Raw genomic sequence first — 17,184 nt, 5'->3', positions numbered from 1 at the left:
TGATACTGCGCTCATCGCAACGCCACGGCAACGCCCCCTGCCCCCATGAAGCGCTACGAAGAACTGGCGGAAACGCTGGCCAAAGACATTCGCAACGGCAACCTGCCGCCCGGCACCAAGATGCCCTCGATCCGCAAGACCGTGACCCAGTTCGGCGTGAGCCCCGCTACCGCGTTCCAAGCTTACTACCGGCTGGAGGAGCGCGGCCTGGTGCGGGCACGCGAGCGCTCCGGCTATTACGTGACCGGCCAGGTCGGCCGGCCGCTGCCGCAACCCGCCGTGCGGCCGTCGCACCAGGTTTCGACCGACGTTGATATTTCCAAGCTGGTCTTCTCCGTGCTGGACGCCGCGCGCGATCCGCAGCTCATCCAGCTTGGCTCGGCCTTCCCTTCGCCCGAGCTTTACCCCTGGGAGCGGCTGGGCAAATCGCTGGCCCGGGCCGGGCGCGAGCTCGATCCCTGGTATTCGGTCAACGACATGCCGGCCGGGCACCTTGCCCTGCGCCAGCAGATCGGCCTGCGCTACCTCGGCGCGGGCGCGCCGCAGCCCACCGATGAGATCATTGTGACCAACGGCGCGCTGGAAGCGCTAAATCTGTGCCTGATGGCGGTGACGCAGCCCGGCGACGTGGTAGCGATCGAGTCCCCCGGCTTCTATGCTGCGCTGCAGGCGCTGGAGCGGCTGCGCCTGCGCGCGGTGGAGATCCCGGTGGACCCGCGCGAAGGCATCGACCTGGACGCGCTGGATGCCGCGCTCCAGCGCCATCCGATCAAGRCCTGCTGGTTCATGACGCAGTTCCAGAATCCAATGGGCGCGAGCATGTCCGAGGCCAGGAAACAGGCGCTGGTCGCCTTGCTGGCGCGCCACCGCGTACCGCTGATCGAGGATGACGTCTACGGCGAGCTGTATTTCGGCAATCGCTGCCCCCTGCCCGCCAAGGCCTTCGACCAGGAAGGCCTGGTCATGCACTGCAGCTCGTTTTCCAAGACGCTCGCGCCGGGCTTCCGGGTGGGCTGGGTGGCCCCCGGGCAGTATGGCGAGGCGATCAAGCGGCTGCGGCTGATGACCACGCTGTCGGCAGGCGTGCCCACGCAGGTGGCGCTGGCCGAGTACCTGCAGAACGGCGGCTACGACAAGCACCTGCGGCGCTTGCGCCATCTGCTGGAGATGCAGCAGGGTCAGCTGATCGCGGCCATCGGCCGGCATTTCCCGGAGAACGTGCGGGTCTCGCAGCCCGCCGGCGGCTACTTCCTGTGGGTGGAGTTTGCGGCCGGATTCGATGCGCTGGCGCTGCATCGCGCGGCGCTGGAACATGGCATCGGCATTGCGCCGGGCCCGATCTTTTCAGCGCGCCAAGGCTATCGCAACTGCATCCGGCTGAACTATGGCCACCTGTGGAGCGACGCCGTGGAAGCCGCCGTGGCCAAGCTGGGCGAGCTGGCGAAGGCCCAATTGCAATAAGGCCCGTCAGGTTACCGTCCCGCCCCGGGCATGCCTGCCCAGATACCACTCCCCCAGCTCGAACCCAGCCTGTACCAGCAGCGCAAGCACCGCGGCGGGGATGGCGCCCGCCATCAGCAGCACATGGTCGTTCAGCGCCAGCCCGGTGGCGATGCGCTCGCCATAGCCGCCGGCACCGACGAAGGCGGCAATCGTGGCGGTGCCCACGCTGATGATGGCGGCGGTCTTGATGCCAGCCAGCAGCACGGGCATCGACAGCGGCAGCTCCACATAGCGCAGCACCTGGCCGGGCGTAAAACCCAGGGCACGCGCCGCTTCGCGCATGCCGGCTGGCACCTGCTGAAGGCCGGTCAGCGTGTTGCGCACGATGGGCAGCAGCGCATAGAGGAACAGCGCCACCATTGCCGGCCACACGCCGATGCGCCCCAGCAGCGGGATCAGCATCGCCAGCAAGGCCAGCGACGGCACGGTCTGCAGCACGCTCACCGTGGCCATCAGCAACTGCCCCAGCCGCTGCCGGCGTGCGGCGACGATGCCCAGCGGCACGCCCAGCAAGGTGGCCGCGCCAACCGCGCCCAGCACCAGGGCCAGATGGCGGCTGGTCAGCCGCAAGGTATCGCGCCCGAACAAGGTGCCGGCGAGGCCCGCCCGCGCGCCTGCCGCTGCATCCTCCGCGCCGGCATTGCCATGCGCCAGGAAGGCCCGCGCCACGGTCGCAAAGGATTGCCCATCCAGTTCCGCCGCCGCATTCATGGCGATCATGTCCGCCGCGCTCACCTTTCCGGCCAGCCCCGTCAACGCCTGCCAGGCGGCCGGGAAGCGCTGCGGCAGGTCCAGGCGGTACAGCACCACGGCGTCATAGCGGGGGAAGTAATGGCGGTCGTCCGTCAGCACGCGCAGGCCGTATCTGCGGATCTTCGCGTCGGTGGAATAGATATCGATGGCATCGACCTGCCCGTTGGCCAGGGCTTCGTAGGCCACGCCGTGGTCCAGCCCCAGGGGCCGCTGGGGCAAGCCGTAACGCCGCGCCAGCCCGGGCCAGCCGTCTGCCCGGCCCAGGAATTCATGCGACAGCCCGAGGCGCAGTTGCGGCTGCGCGGCCAGGTCGCCCAGCGACGCCAGCCCGAGCCGCTGGGCCTTGCGCTCCTCCACGGCAAGCGCATAGGTGTTCTCGAAGCCAAGCGGAATCCCCGCCGCCAGGCCCAGCGGCGCCAGCGCCTGGTTGATCTGCGCCAGGGTAGCGCCGACGGGCAGCTTGAGGATTTCACTGGAAACGGTGCCGGTGTAGTCGGGGTAGAGGTCGATGCTGCCGGCCTTGAGCGCCTCGAACACGATTGCCGTATTGCCAAGGCCGGGCGTGTGCTGCGCACTGGCTTGGGCCGCGGCGGTCTGGGTGAGCACCTCCCCGAGGATGTAGGACTCGGTAAAGCGCTTGGAGCCGACCCGCAGGGTATCGGCGCAGGCCGTGCCGGCTGGGGCCAGCAGCGACAAACAGGCCAATGCCCAGCACAGGAGCATGGCCGGCCAAGGCTCGGCACGGCGGGGGATTCCGGGTTGCAAGGTCAAATGAAGCGCTCTCCTGAGCATGGTGCGTGGCTCGCGGACGGCTGGGCCGGTTCATCACATGATACGTGCATGGCCGCGACGGCGAGGCCGGCGCGCACCCACTTTGTGCCGCATGAGCACATACGAAAATAGTATTTGCAATCCGAATGCTAGCGGGGCGAGAATCCACAAAACACATACATAGCATCAGCAACTCGGGCCCCCATGGAAATCCGGCAACTGGAAGCCTTCGCGGCAGTCATGACCAGCGGCAGCGTGACCGCCGCCGGGCGCCTGCTGGGGCGCTCCCAGCCGGCCATCACGCGCCTGATCCAGGAGCTGGAAAGCGAGATCGGCTTTGCCCTGTTCGCCCGCAGCGGGCCGCGCGTCAGCCCGACCGAGCGCGGCTTCCTGCTGTACGAGGACGTGGAGCACGCGCTGGTTGGCCTGCAGCAGATCCGCGCCCGCGCCGCCGAAATCGCCCGCGAGGAAAACCGCTCGCTGCAGATCGCGGCCACGCCGGCCCTGGCGGCCGGGTTATTGCCCCTGGCCCTGGCCGGCCACCAGCCGGACCATGCGATGGCCGGGGCGGCCGGGGCGGCCGGAGCGGTAAGCGGGGCAGCCCACGCCAGCCACATCCATATCAATAGCGCCTCCCCCGAAAAAGTCGTGCATTCGGTGCTGACCGGCGCGGCCGAGATCGGMCTGACCAGCCTGCCGCTGGAGCATCGYGGCGTCACCGTGCACTGGATCGGGCAGGCTGCCTGCGTGGCCGCGGTGCGTGCCGACGATCCCCTGGCGGCGCTGGCTACGATTCCGCTGTCCGCTTGCAGCGGCCGGCRCATCGTCACCATGCAGAACCCCTACCGGCTGCGCCGCCGCCTGGACGAGGCGTTTGCCCGCGCCGGGGTGGAGCCGGCCGCGCTGATCGACACCAACTCCTCGCTCAATGCGCTCACCGCCGTGCGCGCCGGGCTGGGCATTGCCGTGCTGGAGCCAGTGACCGCGCGCGGCGTGCCGCTGGCCGATATCGTGGTGCGTCCGATCGATGCCGACATTCCCTTTTACTTTGGCGTGATCACCCCGCAGGCCAGGCCGGCCAGCGCGGCGGTGTTGGCGCTGATCGACACGCTGGCCGATGCGGCCCGAGCGCTGCTGCCGGATTTCACCCAGCGCGGCCCGGAACAGCACGGTGCGCTGCTGCAAGCGCTGTATGGCGACGCCACCGAGCCGGCCGCCGGCACGCCCTACGACACGGAACACACCGACCTATGAACTCGCCCGCTGACACCTTCCCGGCCACCGCCGCCAACGCCGCCAACACCGCCGGCCTTGCCGCCCTGGAAGCGCGCCTGCGCCAGGACCTGTCCTGGCTGGAACTCCCGGCCAAAAGCTGGACCGTGGCGCGCACGCATGACGGCGAGCCGGTGCTGGACGTTGCGGTGATCGGCGGCGGCATGGCCGGCATGGCCGCGGCGGCTACGCTCAAGCACCTGGGCATCAACGCGCGCATCTTCGACCGTTCGCCGGAAGGCTTCGAAGGCCCGTGGGCCACCACCGCGCGCATGGAAACGCTGCGCTCGCCCAAGCAACTCACCGGCCCCGCGCTCGGCTTGCCCGCCCTGACCTTCCGCGCCTGGTTCGAGGCCCAGTTCGGCACGGTGGCCTGGGAGGCGCTGGACAAGATCCCGCGCCTGCAATGGATGGATTACCTGCGCTGGTACCGCCGGGTGCTGGACCTGGACGTGCGCAACCAACATGGGGTCGAGCGCGTGGTGCCCCGCCCCGATGGCCTGGTGGCGCTTGAAATCCGCGCGCCCGCCGGCGCGCTGAGCGTGCTGGCGCGCCGCGTGGTGCTGGCCACCGGCCGCGACGGCCTGGGCGGCGCGCATGTGCCGCCCTTCGCGCAGGACCTGCCGCGCTCGCGCTGGGCGCACTCGAGCGATGTGTTCGACTACAGCACCTTGCGTGGCAAGCGCGTGGGCGTGATCGGCGCCGGCGCGTCGGCCATGGACAGTGCCGCCACCGCGCTGGAAGCGGGCGCGGCCAGCGTGGACCTGCTGATCCGGCGCGGCGACATCCCGCGCGTCAACAAGGGCAAGGGCGCGGGCAACCCCGGCCTCACGCATGGCCACCCGAGCCTGCCGGATGACTGGAAATGGCGCATCCGCCATTACATCAACGCGCAGCAGGTGCCACCACCGCGCGGCAGCACGCTGCGCGTCTCCCGGCACGAGAACGCTCGCTTCAACTTGGCCTGCCCCATCGAGCGCATCGAGCAAGCCGGCGGCGCGCTGCTGGTGCATACGCCCAAGGGCGCGTTCGAGCTGGATTTCCTGATCTTCTCCACGGGCTTTCGCATCGCGCTGGAGACGCGCGAGGAGTTCAGCGCCTTCGCCCGCCATATCCGCTACTGGCGCGACCGCTACACGCCGGCCCCGGGGCAGGAAGACCAGGAACTGTCGGACTCGCCGGATCTCGGCCCGGCCTTCGAATTCCTGGAGAAGACGACGCACGCATGCCCCGGCCTGTCGCGCATCCACTGCTTCTGCTATCCGGCGGCRCTGACGCACGGCACCGTATCGGGCGACATCCCCGCCATCAGCGACGGCGCCAGGCGCCTCGGCCAAGGCATCGCCGCGCTGCTCTACCAGGAGGACGTGGCGCTGCACTACGCCAATATGGAAGCCTTCGGCGAGCCCGAGGTGTTCGGCGATGAGTGGGTCCCCGCCGGGCCACCTCCGGCGCTGCCCAGCGACGCGGCGAACGCATCATGAGCCGCTGGCCGATCCGATGGCTGGCCAAGCGGCTGGCGCAAGCGCTGCTGGTCGTGCTGGCGATGACGGTGATCGTGTTCGCCGGCCTGCACGCGATCGGCAACCCGGTCGATATCCTGATCGGCCAGGACGTGGACCAGGTCGAGCGCGCGCGCATCATCGCCAGGCTAGGGCTGGACCAGCCGCTCTGGCGCCAGTATCTCGCCTTCCTGCAAGGCGCCCTGCACGGCAACCTGGGCAACAGCTTTGTCTATAACGTGCCCGCCATCCAGCTGATCCTGCAGCGGCTGCCCGCCACGCTGGAGCTCGCCGTGGCGGCGCTGCTGCTGGCGGTGCTGGTGGGCGTGCCCTGCGGCCTCTTTGCCGGGCTGTATCCGGAGCATCCGGTCTCGCGCCTGCTGATGACCGGCAGCATTGTCGGCTTCTCGCTGCCGACCTTCTGGGTCGGGCTGATGATGATCATGGCCTTCAGCGTGAGGCTGGGCTGGCTGCCATCGGGCGGGCGCGGCGCCACTGCCGAGTGGCTGGGCGTGCCGTGGTCGTGGCTCACCACCGACGGCCTGCGCCACCTGATCCTGCCGGCCATCAACCTGTCGCTGTTCAAGGTGTCGCTGGTGCTGCGGCTGACCCGCGCCGGCGTGCGCGAGGTGCTGCCGCAGGACTGGGTCAAGTTCGCGCGCGCCAAGGGCTTGTCGCCGATCCGCGTGGTGCTGGGCCATGTGCTGCGCAACACGATGATTCCGCTGGTCACCGTGCTGGGGCTGGAGTTCGGCTCGACCATCGCGTTTGCGGTGGTGACCGAGAGCATCTTCGCCTGGCCCGGCGCCGGCAAGCTGATCCTCGACAGCATCAATGCGCTCGACCGCCCGGTGATCGTTTCCTACCTGATTGTGGTGGTGTGCCTGTTTGTCACGCTGAACCTGATCGTGGACATTCTCTACAAGCTGCTCGACCCGCGCGTGCGGCTGGAGGCCGCCACATGAGCGCCATCGACAACCCCGCCAAAGCCGCCACAGCCGCTCCGGCGGCGCCCCAGGCGCTGCGCCGCGAATCGCCGTGGCGCCGGATGGCGGCGGATTTCTTTGCCTCGCGCACGGCTGTGTTCGGCCTGGTGCTGCTGGGGACCCTGGTGCTGGCCGCGGTCTTTGCCCCGCTGGTCACCCCGCAGAATCCGTATGACCTGCTCCAGCTCGACGTCATGGACGCGCGCCTCGCGCCCGGCACGGCGAGCGGCACCGGCACCTACAGCTACTGGCTCGGCACCGACGGCCAGGGGCGCGACATCTTCTCGGGCATCCTCTACGGCCTGCGCATCAGCCTGAGCGTGGGCGTGGGCTCGGCGCTGATCGCCGGCGTCATCGGCACCCTGCTTGGCCTGCTGGCCGCCTATGCCGGTGGCCGGGTGGACAGCGTGATCATGCGCACCGTGGACCTGCTGCTGTCGTTCCCGTCGATCCTGGTCGCGATGATGATCCTGGCCTTCCTCGGCAAGGGCGTGACCAATGTGGTGCTCACGCTCGTGATCCTGGAGTGGGCCTACTACGCCCGCGCCGCGCGCGGCCAGGCACTGGTGGAAAGCCGGCGCGAGTACGTGGAAGCCGCTCGCGGCCAGGGCATTTCCAACTGGCGCATCGTGGTGGGCCATATCCTGCCGAACTGCCTGCCGCCGCTGATCGTGATTGCCTCGCTCCAGGTGGCGCGTGCCATCACGCTGGAGGCCACGCTGTCGTTCCTTGGCCTGGGCGTGCCGGTGACCGAGCCTTCGCTGGGCCTGCTGATCGCCAACGGCTACCAGTTCATGCTGTCCGACGAGTATTGGATCAGCTTCTTCCCCGGCATCGCGCTGCTGGTCACGGTGGTGGCCATCAACCTGGTGGGCGACCGCCTGCGCGACGTGCTCAACCCGAGGTTGCAGAAATGACGGCGCCGGACATCAACAACGCCGTGCCGACGCTGGAGGTCCGCCACCTGCGCACGCACTTCGAAACCCGCGCCGGCGTGCTGCCGGCAGTCGACGACGTCTCCTTCACCGTGCCGCGCGGCCGCATTCTCGGGCTGGTGGGCGAATCCGGCTCCGGCAAATCGGTCACGGGGTTTTCCATCATGGGCCTGGTGGACCCGCCGGGACGCATTGTCGGCGGCGAAATCCTGTTCCAGGGACGCGAGCTGACCAGCATGCGGCCTGCGGAGCTGCGCCAGTTGCAGGGCAACCGCATCGCGATGATCTTCCAGGATCCGATGATGACGCTCAACCCCGTAATGCGGGTGGACGCCCAGATGATCGAGGCGGTGCGTGCGCATAGCCCGGCGAGCCACAAACAGGCGCGCGAACTGGCGCGCGAACTGGCGCGCGACACGCTAGGCATGATGGGCATCCCCAGCCCGGAGGAGCGCCTGCGCGCCTATCCGCACCAGCTCTCCGGCGGCATGCGCCAGCGCGTGGCGATTGCCATCGCCATGCTGCACCGGCCCGACCTGATCATTGCCGACGAGCCCACCACCGCGCTGGACGTCACCATCCAGGCGCAGATCCTGTCCGAGGTGCAGAAGCTGGCGCGCCAGCACGGCACCGCGCTGATCTGGATCACGCACGACCTGTCCGTGGTGGCCGGGCTGGCCGATGAAGTCGCCGTGATGTACGCCGGCCGCATCGTCGAGCAAGGGCCGGTCGATGCCGTGCTGGACCATCCACTGCACCCCTACACCGCCGGCTTGATCGGCAGCTTGCCCAGCCTGAACAAGCGCGGCCAGCGGCTGCGCCAGATCCCTGGCATGACGCCCAACCTGCTGACGATGCCGCCCGGCTGCGCCTTCGCGGCGCGCTGCCCGCGCGTCTCCGAGGCCTGCGTGCTGGCGCCCGCCATCACCTCGCCGCAGGCCATGCGCCAGGTGCGCTGCTTCCATCCGGGCCAACCGGCCATTGCCGCGGAGTTCGCATGAAGCCGACTGAACACGCTGCCGGCGGGCAGCCGCAATTACCCGCCCTGATCGATGCCCGCCATCTCGCCAAGCGCTTTGGCGAGCAGCATCCCGGGCGCATTGGCCTCGCGCTGCAGCGCATGGGCTGGTCGGTACCCGCGCCGGTCACGCATGCCGTGGATGGCGTGGACCTGCAGATCCGCCGTGGCGAAGTGGTCGGCCTGGTCGGCGAATCCGGCTGCGGCAAGTCCACGCTTGGCCGCATGGTGGCCGGCCTGCTGCCACCTTCAGCGGGGGAAATCCGCGTGGACGGCCAGAGCATCGAAAGCCTGGACGCCAGCGCCCGCCGCGCACTGCGGCTAAAGATCCAGATGGTGTTCCAGGATCCGTACGCCAGCCTCAACCCGCGCCTGCGCGTGGACCGCATTGTCGGAGAAGGCGCGCGCCTGCACGGCCTGGTGGATGCGGCCGGCTTCGACGACTACGTCGGCGCCCAACTGGAGCGCGCCGGGCTGGACCCGGCCCTGCGCCAGCGCTACCCGCATCAGTTCAGCGGCGGGCAGCGCCAGCGCATCGGCATTGCACGCGCGCTGGCCGTGCAGCCGGAACTGCTGGTGTGCGACGAAGCGGTGGCCGCGCTGGACGTGTCGATCCAGGCGCAGGTGCTCAACCTGTTCATGGACCTGCGCGAGCAGCTTGGCCTGACCTATCTCTTTATCAGCCACGACCTTGGCGTGGTCGAGCATGTATCGGACCGCGTGGTCATCATGTACCTGGGCCGCGTGGTGGAGAGCGCGCCGACGGAAGAGATCTTCCGGCAGCCCAACCACCCATACACACAGGCGCTGCTGGCGGAAATCCCGCGCCTGGACGCGCGCCACAAGACCTTCACCGCCATCAAAGGCGAGATCCCCAGCCCGCTGGCGCCGCCACCGGGCTGCCACTTCCATCCGCGCTGCCCGCATGCCATGGCGCGCTGCCGGACCGAAGTGCCGCGCCTGCGCGGCATCGCCGTGAACCATCTCAGCGCCTGCCACCTGAACGAGGCGGGCTGACTGTTGGCTAGTGCGCGCCACGCCTCTCAACCCTTCTCACGCCCCGAGGAAACCTGCCCATGAAACGCCTGCTGTCCCTCTCGATCAGCGCCGCCGTTGCCACCATGCTCTGCGCCGGCGCGGCCTCCGCGCAGTCCCTGTCGATCGCTTTTGCCGATCCGCTTTCGTCGCTGGACCCGCAGCTCAACAACCATGCCGGCGACCGCTCCGTCGACCTGCATTTCTGGGACCTGCTGATCGAAAACAAGGACAACAAGCTGCAACCGGGGCTGGCCCTGTCGTGGAAAGCGCTGGACGACAAGACCTGGGAGTTCAAGCTGCGCCGCGACGTGAAGTGGCAGGACGGCAAGCCCTTCGGCGCGGAGGACGTGATCTTCTCCTACCAGCGCGCGCGCAATGTGCCGGGCAGCGTGGCGTCGTACGCGGGCTACCTGCGCACCATCGAGTCGATGCATGCCAAGGATCCGTACACCCTGGTCATCAAGACCAATATCCCGAATCCGGATCTGCCCCTGAACCTGGCCTCGATCCATATCGTCAGCAAGCACGTCGGCGAGAAGTCCAGCACCGAGGACTACAACAGCGGCCGCGCCGTGGTCGGCACCGGTCCGTACAAGTTCATCTCCTACACGCCGGGCGATCGCGTGATGATGGCGCGCAATGATGGCTATTGGGGCGGCAAGCCGGCCTGGCAGCAGGTCAGCTACCGCTACATCAACAACGGCCCGGCGCGCACCGCCGCGCTGTTGTCCGGCGACGTCGATGTGATCGACAAAGTCTCCGTGTCGGACCTGGCCAAGCTCAAGCAATCGCCCAACATCAGCGTGTTTCCCTATGCCGGCCTGCGCGTGATGCTGCTGCAGCCGAGCTTCAAGCCCGGCCCCAATCCCTACATCACTGACAATGCCGGCAAGCCGCTGGACAAGAACCCGCTGCTGGACGTACGTGTGCGCCGCGCCCTGTCGCTCGCCATCAACCGGCAGGCGGTGGTGGGCCGCATCCTGCAGAACACGGCCAGCGTGGCCAACCAGTGGATGCCGAAAAACACCTTCGGCTACAACCCGGAGGTCAAGGACATCCCCTTCGATCCGGAACAGGCCAAGAAACTGCTGGCCGAGGCCGGGTTCAAGGATGGCTTCAAGCTGACCATCCACGCGCCCAACGACCGCTACCCGCAAGGCCCGGAGACCGCGCAGGCGGTTGCCCAGTTCTGGACCCGCGTCGGCGTCAAGACCCAGGTGGAAGTGGTGCCCTGGTCGGTCTACTCTGGCCGCGCCAACAAGAACGAATACGCGGTCAGCATGCTGGCCTGGGGCAACGGCACCGGCGAGGCCAGCTATGCGCTGGTCAATGTGCTGGCCACCGTGGATGCCAAGAAAGGCCTGGGCGCCTCCAACTGGGGCCACTACAGCAACCCGGCCGTGGACAAGGCCCTGGACGAATCCACCGCCGAGTTCGATGTGCCCAAGCGCGAGGCCATCCTGCGCCGTTCGGTCAAGCTGGTGTCGGACGACGTGGGCATGCTGCCGCTCTACCACTACCAGAACATCTGGGCCGCCAGGAAGGGCCTGAAGGTGGCGCCGATGACCAGCGACCGCACCGCGGCGATGATGGTCACGCGCGACGGCAAGTAAGGCGGGGCGAACATGGCACAGCTTCACATCACCCCGGCCGACGACCTGATCGACGTCGCGCGGCGGATTTCCGTGTCGGGACTGCGTCCCGGCGAAACCATTGCCATCGCCACGCGCACGCTGCGTGGGCGGGAGCTTGCCTGGGCCAGCGAAGCCACGTTCGCGGCGGACGCCGCCGGCACCGTGGACCTGGAGCGCGACGCGCCGCTTTCGGGCAGCTACACGGGCGTGAGCCCCATGGGCCTGCTGTGGTCCCAGAGTCCGGTCGATAGCGACAGCCGCGAGCAGTTCCATGCAGACGCCAACCGGCCGCTCGTGACCGAGGTCACGATGCGGGCCGATGGCGCGCAAGCACGCGGCGAACTGGTGCAGCGCCTGGCGGCTGCCGGCGTGACCCGCCGGGACGTGCGCGAGGACGGCCTGGTCGGCACGCTTTACCTGCCCGCGGGCCCCGGGCCGCATCCGGCGGTGATGGTGCTCAACGGCTCGGGCGGCGGCATCAACGAGCCGCGCGCCGCGCTCTATGCCTCGCGCGGGTACGCTGCGCTGGCATTGGCGTACTTCAAGGCGCCGGGGCTATCGGACTACATCTCCAACACGCCGCTGGAGTACTTCGAGCGCGGCCTGCACTGGATCCGCGAACACGTCCGGCCTGCGCACGATTTCATCGCGTTGTCGGGCCAGTCGCGTGGCGGCGAGCTTGTGCTGCTGCTGGGCGCAACCTTCCCCGAGCTGGTCTCGGCTGTGATCGGCTACGTGCCTGGCGCGGTGGTGCACAGCGCGCAAAACGCCGCCGATCCCGCCAGCGGCCGTGAAGGCCCCGCCTGGCTGCACCACGGCAAGCCGCTGCCGCACGTGTGGGAGAACAACCGCACGGCAAGCTGGGCCCCGTTTGATGAAGGCCCGGCGCCACACCGGCATGAACGCGCCATCCTGACCGCGCTGCAAGACCCCGAAGCGGTGGCGCGCGCCCGCATCCGCGTGGAAGCGATCCGCGGGCCGGTGATGCTGCTGTCGGGGACCGACGACGGTTCCTGGCCTTCCAGCCTGTATGCGCGCATGGTGGCGGCCAAGCTGGCCGAAGTGGGGCATGCGCACGACGTCAAACATCTTGATTTCGAGCAAGCCGGCCACGCCATCCTCTTCCCGTATGTGCCGACCACGCAAATGGTCTATGCGCATCCGGTATCCAGGCGCATCAGCACCACCGGCGGCACGCCAGCGGCGAATGCCGTGGCGGACGAGCAATCGTGGATCGGCGTGCGGGATTTCCTGGCGCGCGCCGTGGCGCGCCACGCTGGCCAAGCCTGAGTTGCCGAACAACAAAATCACTGAGTCAAGACCGAGAACCCCATCATGACCCAAGCCAATCCAGCTACCACCGACGTGGTGGACAACGTAGCCGGCCTCGCCGCCGGCTCGGCCACCCACGCACTGCGCCATCAGCGCGAGAAGGTCGCCGCCGCGACGCAGGGCAGCTATGACGCGCTGTTCGATCCCGCCCTGCCCGGCCTGCCGCTGACCGAGCGCCTGCTGGTGGCGCTGTACGCCGCGCGCCTCACGCCCGCGCCGGAACTGGTTGCGCATTACAGCGCGCGCCTGGCGCAAGCCGGCGCCGATGCCGCCCTGGTCGCCGTGGCCGGGCAAGGCAATCCGGATTCGCTGGCCGATCCGCGCCTGCGCGCCATGCTCGCCTTCACCCGCACGCTGATCGAGAACCCGGTAGCGGGCGACGAAGCTGCCCTCAAGGCCCTGCCCGCCGCCGGCCTGGCCACGCCCGACGTGGTAACGCTGGCGCAACTGATCGCCTTCCTGTCCTACCAGGTGCGCCTGGTAGCCGGCCTGAAGGCCCTGAACACCCTGCAATCCCAGGAGGCCGCAGCATGAGCGCACCCATCAAGGCAAACGGTTTCACCAACGAGGTGCTCGACTGGAAGGCCTGGCTGGACGTGGTCCAGGTGGACCAGGCCACGCCTGAGCAGATCGCGGTGCTGGAAGAAAGCCATCCCAAGGCCAAGGTGTCGGACTACTACCTGTTCCTGGTGCATCAGGCCGAAATCCTGCGCCAGCGCTCCACCGCCTTCAACGCCATCATGTACGCCCCCGGCGGCATGGCGCGTGCCGAGCGCGAGCTKGCCAGCACGGTGGTGTCGCGCATCAACGGCTGCGTGTACTGCGCGTCGGTGCATGCCCAGCGCTTCGAGCAACTGGCCAAGCGCAACGATGTGATCACGCAGGTGTTCGAGGACCCGCATACGGCGGGCACCACCGCGCGCGAGCAGGCGATCTCCAAGTTCTCGATCGCGCTGACCGAGCGGCCGGATGCGGTGAATGCCGACACCTTGCGCGCGCTGCGCGAGGTGGGTGTGAGCGATGCCGAGATCCTCGACCTGATTCACTCGATCGCCATCTTTGCGTGGGCGAACCGGTTGATGCTGAATCTGGGGGAGCCGGTATTTCCGGCTGTGGAGAGTTAACGCCGTGCGCTGACGCTAGTCAGCCCTGCGTGGCCGGCTCGCAATGCACCGCGAGCCAGACCGTCGACTGGGCGGCATCCGTCCACGCCACGCGATGYCGGCAATGCGCCGGCAGATGCAGGTAGTCGCCGGGCGCGAGCGTGCGCGGCTCGGCCTCGCCATCCAGGTGCAGGCCCGCGCTGCCGCTGACCAGCAGCACCCATTCGTCCTGCGCGCTGTCGTACCAGAAGCCCTCCGGGCTGGCCTGGCCGTTCGAGACGATGCGCTCGATCTTCAGGCCGGGCCGCTCCAGCAAGGCTTCGAAGCGCTCGGCGGTCCTGTCGACCGGCGCCTGCGCCAGCAGGTTGCCCTGCAGCACAGGCGGCGGGTTGCCCTTGGCATCCATCATCGTCTCCGGTTGGGCGGCACGCCTGCCGCCAACGTCAATCGCCCGGGCCTGGCGCGAGCACGTCGCGCGCGCCGTTGCGGCCCATCGGCGAGACCAGTCCCGCCACTTCCATCTGCTMGATCAGGCGCGCCGCACGGTTGTAGCCAATGCGCAACTGGCGCTGCACGGCGGAAATCGAGGCCCGCCGGCTGGTCAGCACGAAGGAGGCCGCTTCGTCGTATAGCGGGTCGGCCTCCACGTCGCCACCACCTTCGCCGAACAGGTCCGACGCCGCGGCCTCGGCGGGATCGCCCGCGAGGATCGCCTCGTCGTAGTCGGGCTCGCCGAACTGCTTCCAATGCTCCACCACGCGGTGCACTTCGTCATCAGCCACAAAGGCGCCGTGCACGCGTTGCGGATAGCCGGTGCCCGGCGGCAGGAACAGCATGTCGCCCTGTCCCAGCAGACTCTCGGCGCCCATCTGGTCGAGGATGGTGCGCGAGTCGATCTTGGACGAGACCTGGAACGCCACCCGGGTAGGGATGTTGGCCTTGATCAGGCCGGTGATCACATCCACCGACGGGCGCTGCGTGGCCAGGATCAGGTGGATGCCGGCGGCACGGGCCTTCTGCGCCAGCCGCGCGATCAGTTCTTCGATCTTCTTGCCGGCCACCATCATCAGGTCGGCCAGCTCATCGATCACCACCACGATGAATGGCAGCGTGCGCAGCGGCTCGGGCGCATCGGGCGTAAGCGAGAACGGATTGGGCACGTGCTCGCCCGCGGCCTCGGCGGCGCGGATCTTCTGGTTGAAGCCGGCCAGGTTGCGCACGCCCAGCGCCGACATCAGGCGGTAGCGCTTTTCCATTTCGCCCACGCACCAGTTCAGCGCGTGCGCGGCCTGCTTCATGTCGGTCACCACCGGTGAAAGCAGGTGCGGAATGCCTTCGTAGACCGACAGCTCCAGCATCTTGGGGTCGATCATGATCAGGCGCACATCGTCCGGCGTGGCCTTGTACAGCAAGGACAGGATCATGGCGTTGACCGCCACGGACTTGCCCGAGCCGGTGGTGCCGGCCACCAGCAGGTGCGGCGCGCGTGCGAGATCGGTCACCACCGGGTTGCCGGTGATGTCCTTGCCCATCGCCAGCACCAGGTGCGAGCTATGCGCGAGGAACGATGAGGCGGCCACGATCTCGGACAGGCGGATCATCTGGCGCCGCGCGTTCGGCAGCTCCAGGCCCATGCAGGTCTTGCCGGGAATGGTCTCGACCACGCGGATCGAGGTCACGCCCAGCGCCCGCGCCAGGTCTTTCATCAGGCCGACCACCTGCGCGCCACGCACGCCCATGGCGGGATCCACCTCGAAGCGCGTGATGACCGGGCCGGCCGAGGCGCCGACCACCGACACCGGCACCTTGAACTCCGCCAGGCGTTGCGCGATCAGGTTGCCGGTTTCCTGCAACTGCTCCTCGGTCACCTGCTGGATGTCAGCCGTGGCGGTTTCCAGCAGGCCCAGGTCCGGCAAGCGGTAGTCCGAAATACGGGACGGCGGCGGCGTGACGGCAATCACTTGCGACGCCGGCACTGTACCCGCTGCAGGTGCGGTGGCTACGGCGAATGCGGCGGGTGCGGCGGCCGCTACCGGCGCATCGAGCGCCACCATCTTGCCGACCACGGCCGGCAGCACGATGCGCGGCTTGGGCGCCGGCGGCGTGGCTGGCAATGTTTCGGGCAGCGGAGCCGGCGTTTCTTCTATCGCAGGCGCGGGGCTGGCAGCGCTAACCTCGCTGCGGTGCTCGACCAGCAGGTTGGCATCGAGAACGCCTTCAGCGATCTCTTCCGTGGCTTCTTCAGGTTCGGGGTCGGAGCCGGCGATGGGCTCCAGGTCAGCTTCGGCATCCTGAACGAACACGATATTAGGCGCGGCTTCCGCCGTCGGCGCAGCTTGTGCTTCTACTTCCGGCTCGGCGGCGCCTGCCGGCTCCTGAGCCATTGCCGGTTCGTCCACCTCGGGCGCCAGGGCAACCTCTGGCAGTGCAACCGCCTCGGGCTCGGCCGGGACAGCCGCTTCGGCATCCACGGCAGACGGTTCGGCAACGACTTCGTCGCTGGCTTCGGCTGTTGCTTCGGCTGTTGCATCGACCGGGATTTCGAGCAGGGCCTCAGCCACGACCGGCGCGGCGACCTCGCTTACGGCATCGGTGACAACATCGGTGGCTGCCTCCGCGACAACCGCGGCGGCGGCAGGAGCGGCTTCCGGCTCCAGCTGCGCGTCAGCCGCCGGAGCAGCAGGCCGCGCCGGCTTCCAGGCGCTGGCCAGTGCGCTCAGCTCCGCCATCAGCGCCTCGGCTTCCAGGCGGAGCGCATCCAGCGTCACGGAGGGCGTCGCGGCTTCGCCGGGGGATTCCGCGCGCGGCTCCGCAATCTGCGGGGCCTCAAAGGGTGCGGCGGCGGAAATGGCAATGTCCTCGGTGGACAGCACCGCCATAGGTCGCGGCTCGGCGGGCGCCGCAGCGGGGACGGCCTCGGCCTCCAGCACTTGCGTTTCCTGCGCCTGGCGGGGCAGCGCTTCGGACGCTGCCGGCCCTGCTGGCACGGCGGCAACCTGTTCGCTTTGGTGCTGGCGCGCATCGTCGGCCTGCCCAACCGGCATGACAACGGGTACAACAGCGGGCACGACAACCGGCCGCACCGCGGCAGCTGTCGTCACGCTCTTTGCCGCAGCGGGCTGGGCGGGCCGCGCATTGGCTTGCGGCAGCGTTGTGATGGCCGAGCGTGCACTCATCTGCGGCTGGCGCACCGGGCTGCTGGCCACGGTCGCCCGTGCAGCCGCGGCCGGGGCAGGACTGGCTGCGCGGGCCTGCGTTGCCGCCGCGGCACTAGCCGCCGCCGCGACGGATGCCGCGCGCGCGGCTGCCGGGCTGGTGGCTTGCGGCTGGCTGGGGG

Annotated in this window: 12 protein-coding genes and 1 pseudogene; 10 read left to right on the top strand and 3 right to left on the bottom strand. The window is 68.8% G+C overall.

Annotation, left to right across the window (positions count from 1 at the left end; all coding sequences use genetic code 11):
- Positions 1-45 precede the first annotated feature (45 nt).
- A complete protein-coding gene (locus AC1DS3_RS19185; RefSeq protein WP_477127720.1) occupies positions 46-1,461 on the top strand; it encodes an aminotransferase-like domain-containing protein in 1,416 nt (471 codons plus the stop codon).
- A 6-nt stretch (positions 1,462-1,467) separates the two neighbouring features.
- Here the strand turns inward: AC1DS3_RS19185 and AC1DS3_RS19180 are convergent, their stop codons facing one another.
- Complete coding sequence (locus AC1DS3_RS19180; protein ID WP_441635004.1) at positions 1,468-2,979, bottom strand: glycine betaine ABC transporter substrate-binding protein; 1,512 nt, start codon at positions 2,977-2,979, stop codon at positions 1,468-1,470.
- A 252-nt stretch (positions 2,980-3,231) separates the two neighbouring features.
- Between AC1DS3_RS19180 and AC1DS3_RS19175 the strand changes: the two genes are divergently transcribed.
- The 9 genes and pseudogenes from AC1DS3_RS19175 (at position 3,232) to AC1DS3_RS19135 (ending at position 13,868) form a co-directional block, all read left to right on the top strand.
- Entirely contained in the window at positions 3,232-4,281 is a 1,050-nt protein-coding gene (locus AC1DS3_RS19175; RefSeq protein ID WP_477127719.1) for a LysR family transcriptional regulator, read from the top strand.
- On the top strand, positions 4,278-5,783 hold the full coding sequence (locus tag AC1DS3_RS19170; RefSeq protein ID WP_441634946.1) for an NAD(P)-binding domain-containing protein: 1,506 nt from the start codon (positions 4,278-4,280) through the stop codon (positions 5,781-5,783). Before AC1DS3_RS19175 ends, AC1DS3_RS19170 begins: the two co-directional genes overlap by 4 nt.
- Positions 5,780-6,766 (top strand): ABC transporter permease, encoded by a 987-nt coding sequence (locus AC1DS3_RS19165; protein ID WP_441634944.1) that lies wholly within the window; start codon positions 5,780-5,782, stop codon positions 6,764-6,766. Before AC1DS3_RS19170 ends, AC1DS3_RS19165 begins: the two co-directional genes overlap by 4 nt.
- The gene (locus tag AC1DS3_RS19160) at positions 6,763-7,704 is read left to right on the top strand and encodes an ABC transporter permease (RefSeq protein WP_441634942.1); all 942 of its coding nucleotides are present in this window, start codon (positions 6,763-6,765) and stop codon (positions 7,702-7,704) included. The genes AC1DS3_RS19165 and AC1DS3_RS19160 overlap by 4 nt, the downstream gene beginning before the upstream one ends.
- Positions 7,701-8,723, top strand: coding sequence for an ABC transporter ATP-binding protein (locus AC1DS3_RS19155; protein WP_441634940.1), 1,023 nt, complete (start codon positions 7,701-7,703; stop codon positions 8,721-8,723). The genes AC1DS3_RS19160 and AC1DS3_RS19155 overlap by 4 nt, the downstream gene beginning before the upstream one ends.
- The gene (locus AC1DS3_RS19150) at positions 8,720-9,757 is read left to right on the top strand and encodes an ABC transporter ATP-binding protein (RefSeq protein WP_441634938.1); all 1,038 of its coding nucleotides are present in this window, start codon (positions 8,720-8,722) and stop codon (positions 9,755-9,757) included. The genes AC1DS3_RS19155 and AC1DS3_RS19150 overlap by 4 nt, the downstream gene beginning before the upstream one ends.
- 59 nt (positions 9,758-9,816) lie before the next feature.
- A complete protein-coding gene (locus AC1DS3_RS19145) occupies positions 9,817-11,391 on the top strand; it encodes an ABC transporter substrate-binding protein (RefSeq protein WP_441634936.1) in 1,575 nt (524 codons plus the stop codon).
- Positions 11,392-11,403: 12 nt separating this feature from the next.
- The gene (locus AC1DS3_RS19140; RefSeq protein WP_441634934.1) at positions 11,404-12,702 is read left to right on the top strand and encodes an acyl-CoA thioesterase/bile acid-CoA:amino acid N-acyltransferase family protein; all 1,299 of its coding nucleotides are present in this window, start codon (positions 11,404-11,406) and stop codon (positions 12,700-12,702) included.
- Between the two features lie 45 nt (positions 12,703-12,747).
- A pseudogene (locus AC1DS3_RS19135) lies at positions 12,748-13,868 on the top strand (CMD domain protein).
- A 19-nt stretch (positions 13,869-13,887) separates the two neighbouring features.
- Here AC1DS3_RS19135 and AC1DS3_RS19130 read toward each other — a convergent pair.
- Together AC1DS3_RS19130 and AC1DS3_RS19125 are read right to left on the bottom strand one after the other, a co-directional pair.
- The gene (locus AC1DS3_RS19130) at positions 13,888-14,256 is read right to left on the bottom strand and encodes a cupin domain-containing protein (protein ID WP_441634932.1); all 369 of its coding nucleotides are present in this window, start codon (positions 14,254-14,256) and stop codon (positions 13,888-13,890) included.
- 34 nt (positions 14,257-14,290) lie between these two features.
- The coding region (locus tag AC1DS3_RS19125) for a DNA translocase FtsK (RefSeq protein WP_477127718.1) at positions 14,291-17,184 on the bottom strand (2,894 nt) is incomplete at its 5' end.

This window comes from Cupriavidus sp. 01L46 (assembly GCF_056399905.1).
This window is presented reverse-complemented; position numbering and strand designations above follow the sequence as displayed.